Below are 18,217 nucleotides of genomic sequence, written 5' to 3'. Positions count from 1 at the left end.
TGTTTGCCCTTGCACCCCCGCAAAAAAACGATAAAGTGGTCGGCATTCCCTGCCCGGCATTTGTCGAATCAGCCTGAAGGAGGCGCTGCGTGAGCGAGCCGATCCATGTGAACGCCCTGTTTCTGGGGCCGAAGTCGGAAAATTACCATTTCTTCAAGGAGATGCTGAACTTCCTCATGGACGACCACGCCGAGTGGCGCCGCTACTTCCATCCCGATGATCGCCCCCTGGTCACGGCGGAGGAGCAGAACAAAACGGATTTTCTCGCCACCCTGCAGAAAACCCGGGAGGCCCTGATCGAGCTGGCGGGCAACCTCCAGGTCTGCTCCATGCCCTGGTTCTCTCCGCGCTACCTGGGCCACATGACGGCCGACACGCTCCTGGCCGCCAACCTGGGATACATGCTGACCCTGCTGTACAACCCCAACAACTGTGCTTACGAAGGCTCGCCGGCCACGACGGCCCTGGAGATCGAGGTGGGCCGGCAACTGGCGGCGCTGATGGGCTACGAGCCGCAGAAGGCATGGGGGCACATCACGTCCGGCGGGACCGTGGCCAACTACGAAGGCCTGTGGATGGCGCGGAATCTCAAGTCGATCCCACTGGCCGTCCGGGACTGCCTGCCGGAACTGGTGGCGGGCCTGGAGGACTGGCAGCTCCTGAACCTCCCGACTGAAACGATCCTCGATCTCGTCGAACGGGCCAGGAACGCGGGGCACATGGAGAGCCTTCGCGGCCGCTCCGTCCGAGGCGCGGGCATGTCGGGCGGACGTTTCGGTAAAGTCCTGGTGCCGCAGTCGAAGCACTACTCCTGGACCAAGGCGGTGGACATACTCGGCATCGGCCAGGACAACCTGGTATCCGTGCCGGTCAGAGACAACTACCGCATGGACATTGCCGCCCTCCGGGCGATCATCGACGATCTCGCCGCCAGGCGGATCCCGATCCTGGCCGTCGTCGGCGTGGTGGGATCGACGGAGGAAGGGGCCATCGACGAGGTCCACGAGATCGCCCGCCTGCGGGATCGCTGTGAGGACCGGGGCATCAGCTTCTACTTCCACATCGATGCGGCCTACGGCGGATACGCCCGATCCCTCTTCCTCGACGGGGACGGCCGGTTTCTGGGCTATAACGAGGTCAGCCGCCGGCACGCTCAACAGGGCGTTCTCCACGGCGACACGGACTGGCTCACCGCGGACGTCTACGAAGCCTTCCGGGCGATGACGGAGGCGGACTCGATCACCGTGGATCCGCACAAGCTGGGCTACGTGCCTTACGCGGCGGGCGCCATCGTGGCCCGGGACCGGCGCATCGTGGACCTGATCTCCTATTTCGCCGCCTACGTCTTCGAGAAGACCGACGACAACCCGATGCTCCTGGGCAGCTACATCATGGAGGGATCCAAATCGGGGGCCGCGGCGGCGGCCGTCTGGATGGCGCACCGGGTGGTGCCGCTCAACATAACCGGCTACGGGCGGATCATCGGCGCCAGTATCGAAGGGGCATACCGCTTCTACCGGTCCCTGCTCGCGCACGAGCCCATCCTCATCGACGGCCGGCAGTTCGAGGTCATTCCCCTGGCGAGGCCCGACATGAACATCGTCGATTACGCCTTCCACGAGAAGGGCAACGGCAGCCTGAAGGCGATGAACAACCTGAACCAGGCGATCTACGAGCAGTGCTCCTACAAGAGCGGCCCGGTGTACACCAGCGACTTCATTGCATCGAAAACGGCGCTGACACGGGAAGAATACGGCGACACGCCGCAGACCTTCGTGCAGAAGTTCGGAATCGGGGACTCCGAGTGGGACCGCCTGGGAAGCGTTTTCGTGCTGCGCTCCTGCATTCTCACACCCTACCTGACGAGCAACACGACCTACCGGGAATACTGGCAACGCTTCATCGAGGCCATGGAGCGGGCGATCCGCCGGGTTTGCGGCAACATTCCGTGACGCCGTCAATCCATAAGCCCGGAACGGGAATCCGGCGGATTGTCCGTCATGCTGCGCGTACGGACAGCCATCATGAGCGGCGGACAGGAGAGGCATGGATCACGGAGCAGGGCCTGCCATCGAGGAGGAACAATTTTGTCCTTTTCGCCTTGAAACGTTGGGGCAAAAACACTATAAGGGAGCGCGCCATCAACAACGCCACCGTGGAGGGAATGGATCATGAAAACCAAGGAAATCAAAGCGGAAAAGCTGAACACAGACCAGTTCATCCAGGAACAGGTGAAGGAGATCCGCAAGGCCGTCGGGAAGGGCTATGCAGTGAACGCCCTGTCCGGCGGGGTCGATTCCTCCGTGGTCACGGCCCTGGCCCACCGGGCGCTGGGCGACCGGCTCAAGACGTACTTCATCGAGAACGGCCTCATGCGGCAGGGCGAGGCCAAGCGGGTGCAGGCCCTCTTTGCGGCACAGGGCATTCCCGTCGAGATCATCCCGGCCCAGAAGGCCTTCTTCAAGGCCCTGAAGGGGCTTACCGATCCCGAGGAGAAGCGGGAGGCCATCACCCAGACGTTCTACAAGGACATTTTCCGCGGGCTTGTCGACCAGAGCGGGGCCAAGGTCCTCCTGCAGGGGACGATCCTGACGGACGTCGACGAGACGGTGGCGGGGATCAAGCGGCAGCACAACGTCTTCGAGCAGCTCGGCATCGACCCGAAGAAGACCTTCGGCTACAAGATCCTGGAGCCGCTTGTTCAACTCCGCAAGGACGGCGTCCGCAAGCTCGGCCGCGCCCTCGGCCTCCCGGAGTCCCTCTTCAACCGGATTCCCTTCCCGGGGCCGGCCCTGGCGGCGCGGGTCATCGGCGAGGTGACGCCGGAGAAGATCCGTCTCGTCCGCAAGGCGACGGTCATCGTGGAAAAATTCCTGGCTGACACGGATGCCTTCCAGTACATGGCCATCCTTCACGACGACCGGGTGACGGGCATGCGCGACGGGAAGCGGGAGTTCGGGCGGCAGATCGAGATCCGCTGCTGGGACAGCCTGGACGCCAGGACGGCGAAGCCGACCCGGCTTTCCTATGAAACGCTGGAAAAGATGGCCGGCAAGATCATTCAGGACATCCCGGAGGTCGTCAGCATCACCTACAACATCGCCACGAAACCGCCCTCCACGATCGAGGCCATCTGACCGGTATCCCCGGGGGCTACTTCACGACTCCGGCAGGGGGACCACCCGGGCGACGATCACCCTGTTGCCGCCCTCCTGCCTTGCCTGAATGACCGCCTTGTCGGCCATCCGCAGGAGCTCGCCGGCTTCCTTCCCATGGTCCGGAAAGACCACGACCCCGAAGGACGCGGTGATTCCCTCCAGGGGCCGGTTCTTCCGGCCCGTCACGACGACGAGCGATCCGATGGCCTCGCGGATCCGCTCAGCACGCTGCTTCACCACGTCCAGGCCGGCCTCCGGCAGGATGATGACGAACGTGTCGCGCTCCCAGCGGCAGGGGATGTCTCCGCCGCGCACCTGACGCCGGATCACCTCGCCCAGTTCTCGAAGAAGGCTGTTTCCCTCCTCGTAGCCGTACACGTGGTTGAACTTCTCGAAATGATCGAGATCGGCCGCCACGAGCCCAACCGTCCCCTTCTTCCGCGTGGCGCGGTGGAGCTCCAGGCCGAGGGCCTCCTCCCCGTACACCCGGTTGAACAGCCCCGTCAGCGGATCGCGGATTGACTGGGCCCGGAGCTTCTCGCGCATGTTCAGGCTCGACACGGACAGGGCCATGCGCTCCGCCACCAGGGACGCCAGCTCGCGAACCGTCCGGTCCCGGGCGGGATCGCCGTTGAATTCGATGTGCAGCAGGTACGTCCCCTCCCCTTCCTCCACGACCGGGACATCGAGGTAGCGGGCCTCGCTGGCCTCCCTCATGTGCCGGCATCGCAGGGCCGAGGGGCCCGAATCGACCTGATGGAGCCGGCTGCTCCTGAGGGCCCAGCAGTCTTCCCGTGGAAAGACCGCCTCGCTCTGCAGGTCGAGCCCCCAGGCAACGGCGGCCTCCATGTCCCCGCGCTCCCCGCCGCGGATGTAAAACGCCCCCGCCGAGCCGGGAAACAGCCGCGGCCCGAAGAGCTGCAGCACCGCCAGCCCCTCGTGGACGATGCCGCAGGACCTCAGGAGTTTCCCCATTTCCCGCAGGAGATTCTCCCGGCCCTCCCAGTCCGCCTTCTCCTCCTGCCAGGCGGTCGATGCATCCGCTGCCCGCCGCCGCTCCTCATCAGCCAGGCGGCGGAGATCGGCCAACTCCCCGATGAGCTGCTTCTTCGTCTTCGCTTCGTCTTTCATGAGCGATCTCCTGACGGTTCACGTCTCCTGAAACGCCGGGTCCTTCCCGCGGGAAGCCTCCGACCGGTTCCCGAAGAAACAAACGAGACCATAAGCACGGACGATCGATTGATTCCGGATCGCGTCCGCCCGGAACCGGCGGGCGATTCCGCATCGACGGCTCCCGGCTGGAACGGGCATCCGGAAGGATATTTGCCTGTGTGGGAATGGTATCCCGATACCACAAAAAAAAGCCCGCCGCGATATGAATCGCGACGGGCCCGCATGTCCCGGTCAATCCTGCCCGCTACCCCGTCGGGGACGGGAGCGGCGGGGTTATGAATACGGGTACGCCCGCTTTCATGGTACCTCCCTGTCTTTGTCTTTTGACTTCCTATCCATTGAGACCTTCCGGCCATAGCCGATATGCCTGGAACCAGAGGATCTTCAAGGATTCCTGTGTCATAAGTATGAATTGGGTTGTGGTTCTATCGAAGAGGCTTTCCGGCCACTTCTCAAACCGTGTTGGGATGAAGGAAACGGCGTATTGTGCAGGATCGAAGACATCCCCGGCGATCATGCGAATGCGACGCATGTGGTAAGGGGAACTGACAAAAAGGGCCGAACGGAAGCCGTGCCGGTCCATGATGCGTTTGGCTTCCAGTACCTCGACGTGAGTGTTTTCGAAGAAACTCCGGTAGTGGGGACTTCTCGCCCGCATTTTTCGGACATCGTCTTCCAGTTTGTCGAGATCCACAACCGGGGCGGGTATTTTCTCCTGCCCGTTGCCGTTCCCGGCGGCCACTTCTTTCGTACCCAGGAGCCGGCCGTAGGCGGGGATGATCAGGCGATCCGCATAGCCTTCTGCTATGAGTGTCCTGGCCTCTTTCATGCGCGCCCGGTATTCGCGGCCGATGAAGAGGACCACGGCGTCGGCCTTGACGGGCTTGTCGGCATAGGCAAGGTAGCCCGGGAGGGCTTCCGCAAGGAGGGCCAGGGCGGCCAGGACCAGGGCAACGGCAATGATGACAAGCCTTCTGCGGGTAGAAGGATTCATGGTCACGTCCTGTCCGGCAATGCCTCGATGCCTCTATGCCTTGAAGAAGAGGTGGCTCTTCTCCCGGAGGACATTCCGGGTATCCACGATGGGGACGTTCAGGGCGGCGAAGTCGATGTCCCGGTATTCGGCATGGGCCGTAGCGATCAGGATGAGATCGTGGGTGCCGTCGATCGGCTGCGACCGGCGGCCAGCGAACTTCGCATACTCCCGGGAGGGACGTATGACGGGGATGCAGGGATCGTTGAAGCTTACTTCGGCGCCCAGTTCTTCCAGCTTCTCCATCAGGCGGTAGGATGGCGATTCCCGGTCGTCATCCACGTTCTCCTTGTAGGCCAACCCCAGGATCAGGACTCTGGATCCCTGGAGGTGCTTCCCCACGGCGTTGAGGGCCTTCATCACCTTCAGGACGACGTAGTCGGGCATTGCGGTGTTGATCTCTCCGGCCAACTCGATGAAGCGCGTGTGGAAGTCGAACTCCCTCGCCTTCCAGGTCAGGTAGAAGGGATCGATGGGGATGCAGTGGCCCCCCAGCCCCGGGCCGGGATGGAAGGCCTGGAAGCCGAAGGGCTTGGTCCTGGCGGCCTCGATCACCTCCCAGACGTCGATGCCCATCCGGTCGAAGAGCATCTTCAGCTCGTTCACCAGGGCGATGTTGACGGAGCGATAGATGTTCTCCAGGAGCTTGGCCGCCTCGGCGACGCGGGGCGAGGAGACGGGAACGGTCTTCTGCACGATGGCGCTGTACATGGCCGTGGCGGCATCGAGGCATGCCGGGGTGAGGCCGCCGACAACCTTGGGAATCGAGCCCAGGCCGAAGTCCTTGTTGTTCGGATCCTCCCGCTCCGGCGAGAAGGCCAGGTGGAAGTCCCGCCCGGCGGTGAGGCCGCCGGCTTCGAGGATCTCGCGGACGTCCTGGTCCGTCGTTCCGGGGTAGGTGGTGGATTCCAGGACGACAAGCTGCTCCCGGCGCAGGTATTTGGCGATGGTGCGGGCGGTATCGAAGACAAACCGCATGTCCGGCTCGCGGTTCTTGTTGAGCGGGGTGGGGACGCAGATGATGATGCAGTCCATGGCGGCGAGTTTCGAGAAATCCGCCGTGGCGTCGAATCGCCCTTCGATCTCCTGCCGGACGGAGGAGAGGTCGATGTGACGGATGTAGCTTTCCCATTGGCCGAGGGAGGCGATCTTCATCTCGTCGATGTCGAAGCCGGTGACATGGAACCCGGCCCGGCAGAACTCGATGACGAGGGGCAGGCCTACGTACCCCAGGCCGATAACACCGATGCGGGCGGTCCGGGAATGCATTTTTTCATGCAGGGTCATGGAAACCTCATGGTCGTGTTAAGCAATTCCGGCTCCCGTGGTGGAGCAGCCTTCGGGTTGCCGTTCGTTCATCATGGGAAGGGAATGATGCAGGACTTTGGGTACAGTTTCGCCCCATCGGTTGCATGGACGACGTCCGTGTTCAACATGCACACCCATGGACATCAAGTCCAAGCTCGTCATGAATCGTTAAAGCGGCATTATCTTCTGCGAAATGTCGCGCTATCATTGCATAAATGAGTTTCAAAAGCCAGCGAACGGCACTGGAAATACATGGAGACCAACATTCACAGCCGCCGCATGATCTGTGATTTCCGACGTCAGGAGGACGATTTCATTCCTTGACAGAAAAAACAGGACCCCGGAAAGAATCTTGTCTTTCTATAGTTGTCCATCGAGCAACAGATTTCGAACCGATTATGATACCACTGATAAAATCTGGTGAGATCGACTGGTTGTTATAATTAAAGATTGTCACAGAAAACAAACCATCCGCTTATCGCCAACCGGTAAGGCCGGTTTGAGAAGCAAATGATACGCTAACTTCTCCGGATACGGCTATCACCCCGGCCATGTGGTTTTGATCGATACGGCTTTGGAAAGAGGTCGTTCATGGAAAGCGATTATTCCCGCATAGCCATTACTACCTGAACCTTCCCTTATCCAATTGCTGTAATATTTCTCTATACTCCAAACACCGGACAAAAGATTGCCGCAGGAAATATTTGTTGGACTGGTGATTTTTTACAATCAGCATTCGACGGCAGATTGAGAGATACCGATGCATGGGCAAAGACCAAGAGCGTGAGGAGAAGCAGAGCTTTTGGCACGCCGACGATTGTTTTTTCGTTTTCTCTATTTATGCTCCCTCGTACGTATCGATTCGCGGATTCATTAAAAGGGAACATTATCAAACTATTCAATTGTGTACGAATCAATGGCTACCGCAACGCCCATCCTCGATCCGTTATCCTCAACCCTGAGGATCTTCCCCAGGCACTTCACGCGCACGGCATGGTCGGGATCGACGTGTTTCAGAAATATGGAAAATTCGATGGGCTGTCTGACGGAAAATGAACGGTTCGTTTCGAAGTAAATGCCAGAACTGCTGAAATTCCGCGTAATGCCCTTGCCAGACTCAAGTTCCAAGGGCAGTCTGCCCTTATGGCGTGACTCATGGCGCTGCTCAGATCTTTTCACCATTGCTTCTTCAGCTTTTGTGCCCTCCAGATACTGTCACCGAATGAAACACAACATGCAGAACGACATATTTTTCTCGACCTCAGATACCGATCGTGATGCTTTCTCTGCGGCCGAGACTTCGGCGGTGTGGCGGTCCCTCTTGGTGTCTGTGTATAGTCAAGAAAAACCGGGAACACCATATATCGGTGCGTATATTTTTCTATAATTTTGGATATAGCTCTGAGCAGAAGAGAGGGAAGATTAGAAAGTCGAAATATCTTCTTTGTGGGGACCAAGCTAAAATACACCCCCGGAAACTATCAAAGAAATTGGGGACGTACTTAAGTCCTCAATTATTCTCGCCAAATAAGGCGAGAGAATTAAATCAGTTCTTTTTCCTGGGCATACCGCAGAAGGGAAACACGGTTTTTGACATTCAGCTTTTTATAGATATTGTGCAGGTGAACCTTGATCGTACCCTCGCTGATGCAGAGATTTTCACTGATCTGCCTGTTTGACAGCCCCTTGGCCACCAGCTTAAGGATCCTGGTTTCCTGGGCCGTGAGCAAGGATGTCAACTCGATCGCGTCGGCCTCCCGCTTAAGCAGCTTCTCCAGGGAGAGCCAGGCCGTGCGCCGCTCGATCCATTGCTCGCCAGCATAGACCTTGCGGATGCACTGGATCAGGTGCTCGGGTTCCATCTCCTTGAGGACAATCCCCCCGACCCCCAGGCGGATAGCCTCCATAAACTGGTCCTCGCTGACCTCCGCCGTGTAGAGGACGATTTTGGGGGCGGGCTTCTCGTCCTGCATCTGGCGGGCGAGCGCCAGACCATCCTTTCCGGGAATGCGAACGTCCAAGACAACGACATCGGGCTTGTGGCTGCGCACGGCGTCCAGGGTCTCCTCGCCGTTGCTGCACATTGCCACCAGTTCGAAGTCCTCCTCCAACTGGAAGAGGCTCTCCAGTCCATTCAGGATGACGGGATGATCATCGGTTATGACAAGTCGAATGGCCATATCAGTGCAATTCTCCAGGTATCGGTAAGGTAATTTCCAGGTGGGCTCCGGTCGCGCCCGATTCGATGGCCAGGCTGCCCGCGAGTAACGTCACCCTTTCCCGCAGGATGACGGGGCCTAAGTTGTTCTCCACGAGATCCGAGTGATTGTATCGGCCGGCAAAGGGAAAGCCACAGCCATCGTCGGTAACGGCGATCTGGAGCTGGCGGCCCGTGGAGCTGATTTCGACTCGGACGGAAGAGGCCCTGGCGTGGCGCGCCACGTTGATGATCGCTTCGTGGATGATGAAATACACCCCCTGGGCGGTCTCCCAGGGAAGCCGTTTGTGCTCGTGCAGGCTTATGTCGATTTCCACGTGCAGGCCCCACTGGCGCTCGATCCGCTCGGCCAGCTCCATCAGCCGGGGGGCCAGGTCGACTTCCTCCTCGGGCACGCTGCGATAGGGCGGCTTCAGCTGCTTGATGTGGGAACGGAGGTTCTGCTGCTCCGAGGAGACCAGTTTCCGGACGTCCGCCAGCCTCTTCTGTGCGGCCTGCATCTCCTTGTCCATCATTTTCTGCACCACATCGAGCTGCAGGGTCACTCCGGTCAGCGACTGCAGGACCCCGTCATGCAGGTCGCGGGCCAGGCGGATGCGCTCTTCCACGGCGGCATCCAGGGCGATCCTCTTGCGAAGCTGCCTCAGCAGGTAAAACTGGTCCAGGCTGAAAGAGACGCCGGTGGCGGCGACCCGGCCGGGCATCAGGTCGTCGGAAGAGATATCGCTCTTGTCGAGGATGAAGAGGCGACCCCACGTGCTCTCGCTCCGGATGGCCATGGAAAGCATCGATTCGATGGCAAAGCGGTGCTGCAGATCCGGGTGGAGCGGAACTCCTTCCCATTGCCCGACACCGGCCCCCTTGCTGTAAAGGACGGACGGTCTTGCAGCCTGTGCATCCCGGCAGATAAAATGCTCGTCCTCCAGGGGCTCCGCAACCAGCGAGCCGAACGTGTCGGGTGATTCGACGCTGTACTCGAAGTGCCCCGAGGACCACGATGCCACGTGGAGCGGGGGGTTGTCCTTCTCCATCTCCTTCCAGAGGAGGATGGTGCGAGGGCAGTCGAACAGGCCCGAGACGTGCTGCAGGATAGCACTCACCAGCGTCTCGACCCCGTCCGGGATGGCTCTGGGCCACTCGGCCAGGCTGGAAATCCGGTCGCGGTACCGCAGCTCATAGGTGCGGAGAGACCCCAGCAGGACGGCTACGACCAGGAGGGTGCTGATGTTGAAAATGAACTGCCTGGTGTTGAATGCCGGGGGCATCGGCAATCCGATGGTGTGCAGGATCAGGCCGATCTCGATACCCAGAATGTAGGCCGTGGTGCAGATGATCCCGCGCCAGTGCCAGCGCAGCGCCGAGGTGACCAGGGCAAAAAGAAAGAAGGCGAAGAATGGACTGGCGGCCCCGCCTGTCAGGAACAGGAAGAAGGCAAAAATCAGCAGGTCGAACGCGTGAATGATGACGGGGGAGTGGGTCCAGACAAGATCCTTCCGAAACACCGCCAAGGCGAGTACGATGGAATAAACAAGATAGAAGCCGAGAAGGGAATCGATTAAGACCGTGTGCTCGGGCAAACGGGAGTTGTCGAGCGAGATAGCAAAGATGGAAAAAGCGGCGATGATCATCCGCCCCGCGGCAACGAGTCTCTCGGTTCTGTTAGGCTGGGTATAACTTATCCCCATCGTCTTTATTCTCACGAAACACTGCAGGAAACAGGCTATAAACCGATGTTTTGGAGTGCATTAACAGTATAGTGCTATAGCAAGAACCGCTAATTCATTATATGGCATAGGACATATAATGAAAACTCGATTGGTTGTCAAACGGTAACCGTATGACTTTTCATGAATTATTTCTCATTTGATGGAAACAGGTCAGATTTTTTCATGAAACGATCGAGATCGATGGCCACAAACCCAACCGCCCCCTTCTTTCGTCGGCTCGATGGAATTCCAGGCCAAACACCCCCTCTACATACACCCATCTGAACATCCGCCGTCAACGAATCGCAAACCCATAGGCCCGAGGCGCCTCAAGCATCTTCAGGTTCGAAACATACAACAACATGCGATCCTCCAGAAGGGCCGCCGGCACACGAACCGTCCAGTCTCGTGCGGGATCGCCGCGCGTTTCTCACCCGCCCTGTATCGCATAAGAAAGGGTCGGCCTGCATCGGGGATCCACAGTGCTCCTTGCAGAGCCCCACCCCATTTGACGAACAAGGAGCGCAACCGGCTGAATGCACAGGGAATTGCGGATCGTTCGGTGGCCGCAGGGGATGCCCTCCATTTTTCTGCCGTTCACCTCTGGCATTTGAAGTTCTTTTGTGCGATGGTAGCCCAGCATCCCCCAGAATTACAGATCACCCCTGCCATTAAAAAACACACCCATAACTTGGCGTTCATCTGCATGGTTACGAGTGCGAATGTCCTTCGTGTATCCAGCCAGCAGGGCTAAGCCATCTCTTCATCCCCTGAATGTCAAAAACTGCATCATCGACAGATACAAGGATAAAATGACAAGAAAACACTTCTTAAGCAAAAGGCTCACCGTTGTCACGGTCCTGGCCCTGGCTGTCTTGGCCATCCTTGCGGAGGCCCTCCCCGGCTACCTCGCCTATTCCGACAAACCATCCAAGGCCGACGTCGCAGTCCTCTTCATCGGGCGCGATTACCGCTCCCGCATAAAAAAAGCCCGCACTCTGATCTCTGAAGGTTATACGGACCGCCTGATCATTTCTGTCTACGACCTGTTCATTGGTACAATTGAAATGACAGGGAAAAACGGCAGCAGTTGGGAGAGAATGCCAGCCTCCATCGTCGACCCCGATAAATTGGAGCACGACATCAACGTAATGCGGGCACGAAATCCCCAATACCATCCCTATCTGGAGAACACACATGTGGAGACCCTGGAATCAAAGCGCATGATGGACCGGTACGGCTTCCGTTCGGCCCTCTTTGTTAGTTCCCCAGGTCACATGCGCAGGATCCGGATGATCGCGGGAGACGTATTCGATTCTGAACGCTACCGCATTGCCTTTGTTCCAACCCGTTTCGAACAGCCGCCGGAAGGCCTGCACCGATATCCTCCTGCACGGATGGCCGGTGCGGCCCTTGAATGTGTGAAAATTCTCTGGTTTCAGACGTACCGGTTAGGGGCGGGCAAGACAGAATCGAAATAAAATCTATCGATAAATGATGGCTTTATAAAGGACGTTTATGGAAGCCGCCGTCATCACGACATACCGCTGTCCCATGCGCTGCAGGATGTGCGGCATCTGGGAAAATCCGTCGGACCCCAAAGAAGAATTCAGCCCCGAACTCCTGAACAAGCTCCCGAAACTGGCTCTGGTGAACCTCACAGGCGGCGAGCCGTTTGTGAGGGAAGACCTGGAAGAGATCGTTCGTATCCTCTTCACGAAGACAAAGCGGGTTGTCATCAGCACCAGCGGCTGGTTTGAGGACCGGATCGTCCGGATGGCCGCGAAGTATCCTGATCTTGGATTCCGTATCAGCCTGGAGGGTCTGTCGCAGAAGAACGATGAGCTCAGGGGCCGGAAAGGGGGCTTTGATCGTGGCCTCAGAACCCTCCTGGAACTGCGCAGGATGGGCATGAAAGACATCGGTTTCGGCATTACCGTCTCAAACAGCAATTCCGCCGACATGCTCCATCTCTACGAACTTGCTCGAGCCCTGAAGATGGAATTCGCCACGGCAGCTTTTCATAATTCCTTTTACTTCCACAAGGACGACAACATTATCACCAATGTAGACGAAGTCATCGCCAACTTCGAAGAGCTCATTAATCGGCTTTTGAAAGAAAGCCACCCGAAGTCATGGTTCAGGGCCCTGTTCAACCTTGGCCTGATCCATTACATCAAGGGTTATCCGAGACTTCTGACCTGTGAGGCAGGCTCGGAAAACTTTTTCATCGATCCTTGTGGAGAGGTACTTCCCTGCAACGGCATGGAAGCCAGACACTGGTATGCCACCATGGGAAACCTTAACCATGCAAAGGACTTCAAGGAAATCTGGGAGAGCGATCGGGCAGGGAAAGTGAGGGAAGCAGTAAAAAAGTGTCCCAAGAACTGCTGGATGATGGGATCCGTTTCCCCGGTGATGAAGAAAAATGTTTTCAGTCTGATTCCTTGGATCGTCATCAATAAGCTCAGATCCATAACGGGAAAGCGGGTTTCTTCAAATCATATTCCGTATTGGGCTATATATCCAGTCAATAAATAATGCCTGCGAAAATAATTTGTATACGCAACTGTCTTAATTAAATATCCAAGATTTTATGTTTCCAACAATTGACGAATACATGAAACATATAATTCGTGGCCAGATAGAAACAATAACTTTTCATTCTTTTGGATCTCTTGCCGTTTTGCATGTCGCCCAATCAGTATTTGAACATCAACTCAATAAATGATCAGGTCAAGGACCTGTTAACTCTTTATAGAGCCAGCATAGAGAACGTATCTTTTCTGGTTTTTGTAAATATTACCATCGCCGCTGCGGGCTGGTTTACACAAATTAAAATTGCAAATGCAGTTGGTAAAGATGCATTCGGAGAATTAGCCTTTGCAGTTGTTATTGGCACGTTCCTCCAGGTATTCACTCGCTTTGGCCTGGATCGCACACTTGTTCGCGACCTTATTCATTATCCAGAGCGGTTTTCGGTATTGATACGGGCAAGCCTGTATTTACGCTATCTATTGACTTTTATAGTTATTTCCGCATTGCTGATGTGGAAATTCATATACCTTCAATCTTCCATCACATGGGGCGTTTTCTTCATTATTACGGCAACAGCAATATTATCACTTGATCTGCAACCAGTATACGATGTTCAACAAAGCATAAGGTTGCATGTCGTATTCTTTCTTCTTCAAAAGTTCGTTTACCTCACACTCATATGGATCGGTATTTTTTTATTAAAAGACAATTTTTCAATTTTGTTTATAGGCTCTTCGCTACTGATCAGTGTGGTTCTATACCTTACTATACAGCATAATTGGGTAATGAGACGTGTGAAAAGTAGAAAAGAAAGCTATTCCGAGCTGGCGAACAGCATTGTCTGGTTATTTCAGAACAACGTTTTAATTTGGTTTTCGGCAATCGCAGGCCTGGCAATTGCAATGATAAACCAGGTTATCTTAAAGGAATACTGCGGCTATGCAGAACTTGGCGGCTATGCAGCAGCCTGGCAGTTTGTAATCGTGGGGACCCTTCTCCTTGATCAGGTTTCACGAATCGGGCGTCCTGCAGCGGCGAGGATCACAAAATCAGGAATGTCAAAATCCGATCAGATACGATTCCTGACAAAGTATTTTTCCATAATGATTGGTGTGGTCACGCCGTTGGTACTTGTCATGTCTTTTTTCCCGGAAGTCGTTCTGAAGTTACTATTCAGGCCTGAATATCATGCCGCAGCGGACACGCTTCATGTTATGGGGGTTTATTTGTTTATTTTTGCCATTGGAATCGTTTCTTCGCAATATGCATTGTCGGCCAGACTGGAAAAAATGTATTTCTATGCCGTATTGTCCGGTGGCGTACTTAGCATATTTCTTTGTTATGTACTAATCCCATCAAATGGCTCAGTCGGTGCAGCCTGGGCATTACTTATATCCCATGGAACTACAATGATAATTTACATCCTTGGAATATCAAGGCACGTATTAAAATGGTGAAATCTCTCGATAGAAAATATTCAACCACATAATATTGAATTATTGTTTCAACAACTGCGAAAAAAATGACTTTGATCTCTGGATACTATGGAATGGAAAACACAGGGGATGACTGCCTTCTGGCGGTTGCCAGCTGGGGGACCAGGACATTCATGAAACCCCGCAAGCTTCTGGCTTCTGCTGCCAAGGTTCCAAGTATTGTGAATTGCCAGCTGGCCACTCCAATATTTGGATATGAACAATTTTTACCGGGACAACACAGGCTGATGGAGTTCATTGCTGCACTCGGGGTAAAAACAATTATATTTGGCGGAGGATCAATTTTTCATACGGCACGGGACATGAAGCGCAAGATTGATTTACTGAAGTTATCAGGAAGGGGGCCTCATTATGCTGTCGGTGTCTCCCTCGGTCCTTTTCGCGACAAGGCATCCGAATCGTGTTGTGAAGAATTATTGAAGCGGCTGTCTTTTGTAGGCTTAAGAGATCAGGAAAGCGTTGACATTGCCCAGTCCATGTCAATAAATATTAATTATAAAAAGACCTTTGACTTGGCGCCATTGCTGCCATGGTCATGCAATACGGTCATTGAACAATTCACGCAAAGGAGAAGTGAGCGCAAAGGTATCGGAATTGCGCTATGCGATTATGAAAGATTCACGGGAGGTGACAGAGCCAATGAAATGGCAAGGCGAAAGAACACCATAAATATAATTAAAAAAATGTCGGATTCAATTACTGATGAGGTTGTTTTTATAGACTTTAATGGTCACCAATACTTCGGAGATGCATCCATTCATCGAGACATAGAGCAAGAAATTTCACGGGATGTTAAAGTCAGACACATTCCATACCTTGCGGATCCTCTTCAGACTCTAAAAGAAATTGGCAACCTTCGTTTCCTCTTTGCGATGAGGCTGCATGCGGCCATCTTCGGTTTCATTACCAATACCCCTACCGTGATGATTACCTATCACCCCAAATGCCGGGGCTGGGCGTCGCAGATCGGATTGGCGGAGCGGTACATGGTTGACAGTACTGCCTGGGACGTCGACTCCCTGAAAGGTCTCTTTCTTGAGATTTTAGATGGGCATTACAACTTCCCCCGATTGAGCTACGCGGAAGCGGAAAAGCTTTCTATGCTAAATTTTTCATTCACTTGAGACATATGAAACGGATCATTCTGGTCATAAAGATGCGTACGATAAAAACAGATATTGATTTCTGATGACAGATACGAATAAATGTTGTCAACAGCATATGATTGAATTTTCCGTTGTAATACCTCTCTATAATAAAGCACCCTATATATTACGCGCCATCCATTCTGTTTCTATTCAGGCGACAAAAAACATTGAACTGATTGTTGTCGATGACGGATCGACGGACCATGGTCCAGACATCGTAAGGAGTATTCATGATTTTCGATTGCGACTGATGAAGCAGGAGAACAAAGGCGTGTCTGAAGCCCGCAATGCGGGGATAAGGAATTCAAGGGGCAGGATCATCGCGTTTCTGGACGCCGACGACGAATGGAAACCGGGTTTTCTGAAGAGAATGAAAGTGCTTGTCAATAAATACCCGCAAGCTGGTCTTTATGCATCAGCATATGAAAGGAAGCACTCAAATGGAAAAGTAGAAGCTGCAAAATACAAATTCATACCTCCACCACCTTGGGAAGGTATCATGCCAAATTACTTTAAGGCAGCTGCCTTCGGAATCCCGCCGGTATGTTCATCTGCAGTCTGCATACCAAGAAGCGTTCTTGATCATGTCGGTATGTTCCGCGCTGGAAGTAGGATGGGTGAAGACCTGGACCTGTGGGCCAGGATTGCATTGTGCTACCCAATCGCTTTCTCAACAATAACCGGGGCTATATATCACGAGGAAACAGATAATAGAGCATGTAATGCCATTTTTACGGAGGCAGATGAACATCCATTTGTTAAATCATATGAAAAATTCTGCAACAAACAGCAGATCGTTCTCAATGAAAATGATATTAGTTTATATATAGGACGATTGAAGCTGGAAAATGCCAGACAGCACGTACTCAGCGGCAATTACAAAAGAGCCCGTCAAATACTGTCTTGCGGCGTTTGTACGCCCTCCAGGATGCGCAAATTCTTATGGGGTTCACGTATGAACAGGCTTTCTCATTATGCTTGGGGCTTGAAGGAGAAACTATATTGACATACTCTTTCCGGATAGCCTGTTTCAATTTGAGTCGCAATAATTATTTAATTATTTTCTCTATAATCATTCCTTTAATACATGCCATTTTATTTACACCAGTCATTGTTCATGCAGGTGAAGCAAAAACAAAATTAAATTTAACCAAGCTGACAAAACATGTAAATGGGCAACACATTATCCACTTGCCGCCCGGACTTTATCAGATATCCGAAACAATTATATTGCCATCGGACACAATGCTGGAAGGAGCCGGACCGGACACGATTCTAAAAGCAACATCCCCTTTCTTTGGACAGCAGTTCATAACCAGTTCAAATGGAGGAAACGATTGCAGGAACATTCGTCTCCGTTCCTTCAAAGTTGTTTTCGATATTCCAATTCAAAGAGGTGATTTGTCAGGCATTATACGTTTTGAAAATGTTGACCATCTTGAAATTAACAACATATCGATGACATTGGATACAAATTATTATGGAATCGATCTGTCCGCAAATATACAAAACGCTATCATAGAGAACAATGTGATCGAGAACAGGGGACAGGGCGGCTCCATTATGGTCCGCAACAAAAATCAAAAACCGAATATGGAATCCAGGAATATAACAATTAGAAACAACACGCTGAAATCGAACAATGATGAACCATTGGCCGTATTCGGCTGGATGGGATCCGTCGAAAACATCACAATAAAAGGAAATAACATTCAATGTGAAGGATCATCGTTCGGTATCAGCGCTTTTGGAATAGACGCCTCTGGTCATACCGGAAAATTGAGGGACGTTACCATTCACAATAATATGATCGACGGTGGTACGCACGGCGCTATCGGCATCAAGGGTGGCGCCATAAACATTATGGTAGCTGACAACAAAATCATTCATGCCACTGGAGACGGAATCTTTATTCATACAGGAGGATTCGGACTGCCAAAGGCCAGGGGCGTTTTGGTTAAAAACAACGAAATTCGTAAGATCGGACGACATGGAATTTTTGCTGCCGGATCTGAAATAAGAATAACAAAAAACAGGATATCAAATACAAAGTGCAGCGGCGTATATGTCCATGGCACTGTTGTTGTAACCGACAACGAGATTATTGATACAAAGCCGTGCATATTAGCAGACGGTAATCACAAAAAGATTATTAAACGTAATAAATGCTTCAATTCACCCATACGTATTCTCAATAAAAAAGGCTCAGAAATATAGGACAATATTTTCAACAGGATATCAAAAGTTTTCCCATATCATGAATCCATGAAAACAGATTCTACCAAGAAAGAAGTACTACGAAAGCCAAGTCAGATATCAGCTGAAGATTTCAAATGGGATTCGATTCTTTATTATTATACCATTTACATTTGCATAATTTTTTTAGGAGGCATTACAAACACACAAACAACAATATATGGAGCCTCCCTGTTCCTACTG

Annotated in this window: 13 protein-coding genes; 8 read left to right on the top strand and 5 right to left on the bottom strand. The window is 53.6% G+C overall.

What is annotated here, in order from left to right:
• The first annotated feature begins 89 nt into the window (after positions 1-89).
• A complete protein-coding gene (locus PLO63_06420) occupies positions 90-1,952 on the top strand; it encodes a pyridoxal-dependent decarboxylase (protein HOI73769.1) in 1,863 nt (620 codons plus the stop codon).
• 219 nt (positions 1,953-2,171) lie between these two features.
• Positions 2,172-3,137, top strand: a complete 966-nt coding sequence (locus tag PLO63_06415) for an asparagine synthase-related protein (protein HOI73768.1) — start codon at positions 2,172-2,174, stop codon at positions 3,135-3,137.
• A 21-nt stretch (positions 3,138-3,158) separates the two neighbouring features.
• Here the strand turns inward: PLO63_06415 and PLO63_06410 are convergent, their stop codons facing one another.
• From PLO63_06410 to PLO63_06390, 5 genes are all read right to left on the bottom strand, one after another.
• Positions 3,159-4,289, bottom strand: a complete 1,131-nt coding sequence (locus PLO63_06410) for a GGDEF domain-containing protein (GenBank protein HOI73767.1) — start codon at positions 4,287-4,289, stop codon at positions 3,159-3,161.
• A 373-nt stretch (positions 4,290-4,662) separates the two neighbouring features.
• Positions 4,663-5,325, bottom strand: coding sequence for an ElyC/SanA/YdcF family protein (locus tag PLO63_06405; GenBank protein HOI73766.1), 663 nt, complete (start codon positions 5,323-5,325; stop codon positions 4,663-4,665).
• Positions 5,326-5,358: 33 nt separating this feature from the next.
• Positions 5,359-6,651 carry a nucleotide sugar dehydrogenase gene (locus PLO63_06400; protein ID HOI73765.1) on the bottom strand — a complete coding sequence of 431 codons (1,293 nt, stop codon included), beginning with the start codon at positions 6,649-6,651 and terminating at the stop codon, positions 5,359-5,361.
• A gap of 1,562 nt (positions 6,652-8,213) precedes the next feature.
• Complete coding sequence (locus PLO63_06395) at positions 8,214-8,852, bottom strand: response regulator transcription factor (GenBank protein ID HOI73764.1); 639 nt, start codon at positions 8,850-8,852, stop codon at positions 8,214-8,216.
• A gap of 1 nt (position 8,853) precedes the next feature.
• Positions 8,854-10,518 (bottom strand): sensor histidine kinase, encoded by a 1,665-nt coding sequence (locus PLO63_06390; GenBank protein ID HOI73763.1) that lies wholly within the window; start codon positions 10,516-10,518, stop codon positions 8,854-8,856.
• Between the two features lie 800 nt (positions 10,519-11,318).
• Here PLO63_06390 and PLO63_06385 point away from each other — a divergent pair.
• The 6 genes from PLO63_06385 to PLO63_06360 all read left to right on the top strand — a co-directional run bounded on the left by PLO63_06385 (position 11,319) and on the right by PLO63_06360 (position 17,995).
• Positions 11,319-12,077: a hypothetical protein gene (locus PLO63_06385; protein HOI73762.1), complete on the top strand. Its 759-nt coding sequence runs from the start codon at positions 11,319-11,321 to the stop codon at positions 12,075-12,077.
• A gap of 37 nt (positions 12,078-12,114) precedes the next feature.
• Complete coding sequence (locus tag PLO63_06380; protein ID HOI73761.1) at positions 12,115-13,137, top strand: radical SAM protein; 1,023 nt, start codon at positions 12,115-12,117, stop codon at positions 13,135-13,137.
• A 149-nt stretch (positions 13,138-13,286) separates the two neighbouring features.
• Positions 13,287-14,591 (top strand): oligosaccharide flippase family protein, encoded by a 1,305-nt coding sequence (locus PLO63_06375; GenBank protein ID HOI73760.1) that lies wholly within the window; start codon positions 13,287-13,289, stop codon positions 14,589-14,591.
• A 152-nt stretch (positions 14,592-14,743) separates the two neighbouring features.
• Complete coding sequence (locus PLO63_06370; GenBank protein HOI73759.1) at positions 14,744-15,754, top strand: polysaccharide pyruvyl transferase family protein; 1,011 nt, start codon at positions 14,744-14,746, stop codon at positions 15,752-15,754.
• 97 nt (positions 15,755-15,851) lie between these two features.
• A complete protein-coding gene (locus PLO63_06365) occupies positions 15,852-16,784 on the top strand; it encodes a glycosyltransferase family A protein (GenBank protein HOI73758.1) in 933 nt (310 codons plus the stop codon).
• Positions 16,781-17,995 carry a right-handed parallel beta-helix repeat-containing protein gene (locus PLO63_06360; GenBank protein HOI73757.1) on the top strand — a complete coding sequence of 405 codons (1,215 nt, stop codon included), beginning with the start codon at positions 16,781-16,783 and terminating at the stop codon, positions 17,993-17,995. The genes PLO63_06365 and PLO63_06360 overlap by 4 nt, the downstream gene beginning before the upstream one ends.
• The last annotated feature ends 222 nt before the right edge of the window (positions 17,996-18,217 follow it).

This window comes from Syntrophales bacterium, assembly GCA_035363115.1.
Taxonomy (GTDB): domain Bacteria; phylum Desulfobacterota; class Syntrophia; order Syntrophales; family PHBD01; genus PHBD01.
Note: the sequence above shows the minus strand (reverse complement) of the source record. Positions and strands in the feature narration are given on the sequence as shown.

What these genes read in the sequence shown, in the direction of transcription:
- PLO63_06415 (HOI73768.1), top strand. Translation starts at nt 2,172, where the DNA reads ATGAAAACCAAGGAAATCAAAGCGGAAAAGCTGAACACAGACCAGTTC.
- PLO63_06410 (HOI73767.1), bottom strand. Translation starts at nt 4,289, where the DNA reads ATGAAAGACGAAGCGAAGACGAAGAAGCAGCTCATCGGGGAGTTGGCC.
- PLO63_06405 (HOI73766.1), bottom strand. Translation starts at nt 5,325, where the DNA reads ATGAATCCTTCTACCCGCAGAAGGCTTGTCATCATTGCCGTTGCCCTG.
- PLO63_06400 (HOI73765.1), bottom strand. Translation starts at nt 6,651, where the DNA reads ATGACCCTGCATGAAAAAATGCATTCCCGGACCGCCCGCATCGGTGTT.
- PLO63_06395 (HOI73764.1), bottom strand. Translation starts at nt 8,852, where the DNA reads ATGGCCATTCGACTTGTCATAACCGATGATCATCCCGTCATCCTGAAT.
- PLO63_06390 (HOI73763.1), bottom strand. Translation starts at nt 10,518, where the DNA reads ATGATCATCGCCGCTTTTTCCATCTTTGCTATCTCGCTCGACAACTCC.
- PLO63_06385 (HOI73762.1), top strand. Translation starts at nt 11,319, where the DNA reads ATGTCCTTCGTGTATCCAGCCAGCAGGGCTAAGCCATCTCTTCATCCC.
- PLO63_06380 (HOI73761.1), top strand. Translation starts at nt 12,115, where the DNA reads ATGGAAGCCGCCGTCATCACGACATACCGCTGTCCCATGCGCTGCAGG.
- PLO63_06375 (HOI73760.1), top strand. Translation starts at nt 13,287, where the DNA reads ATGTCGCCCAATCAGTATTTGAACATCAACTCAATAAATGATCAGGTC.
- PLO63_06370 (HOI73759.1), top strand. Translation starts at nt 14,744, where the DNA reads ATGAAACCCCGCAAGCTTCTGGCTTCTGCTGCCAAGGTTCCAAGTATT.
- PLO63_06365 (HOI73758.1), top strand. Translation starts at nt 15,852, where the DNA reads ATGATTGAATTTTCCGTTGTAATACCTCTCTATAATAAAGCACCCTAT.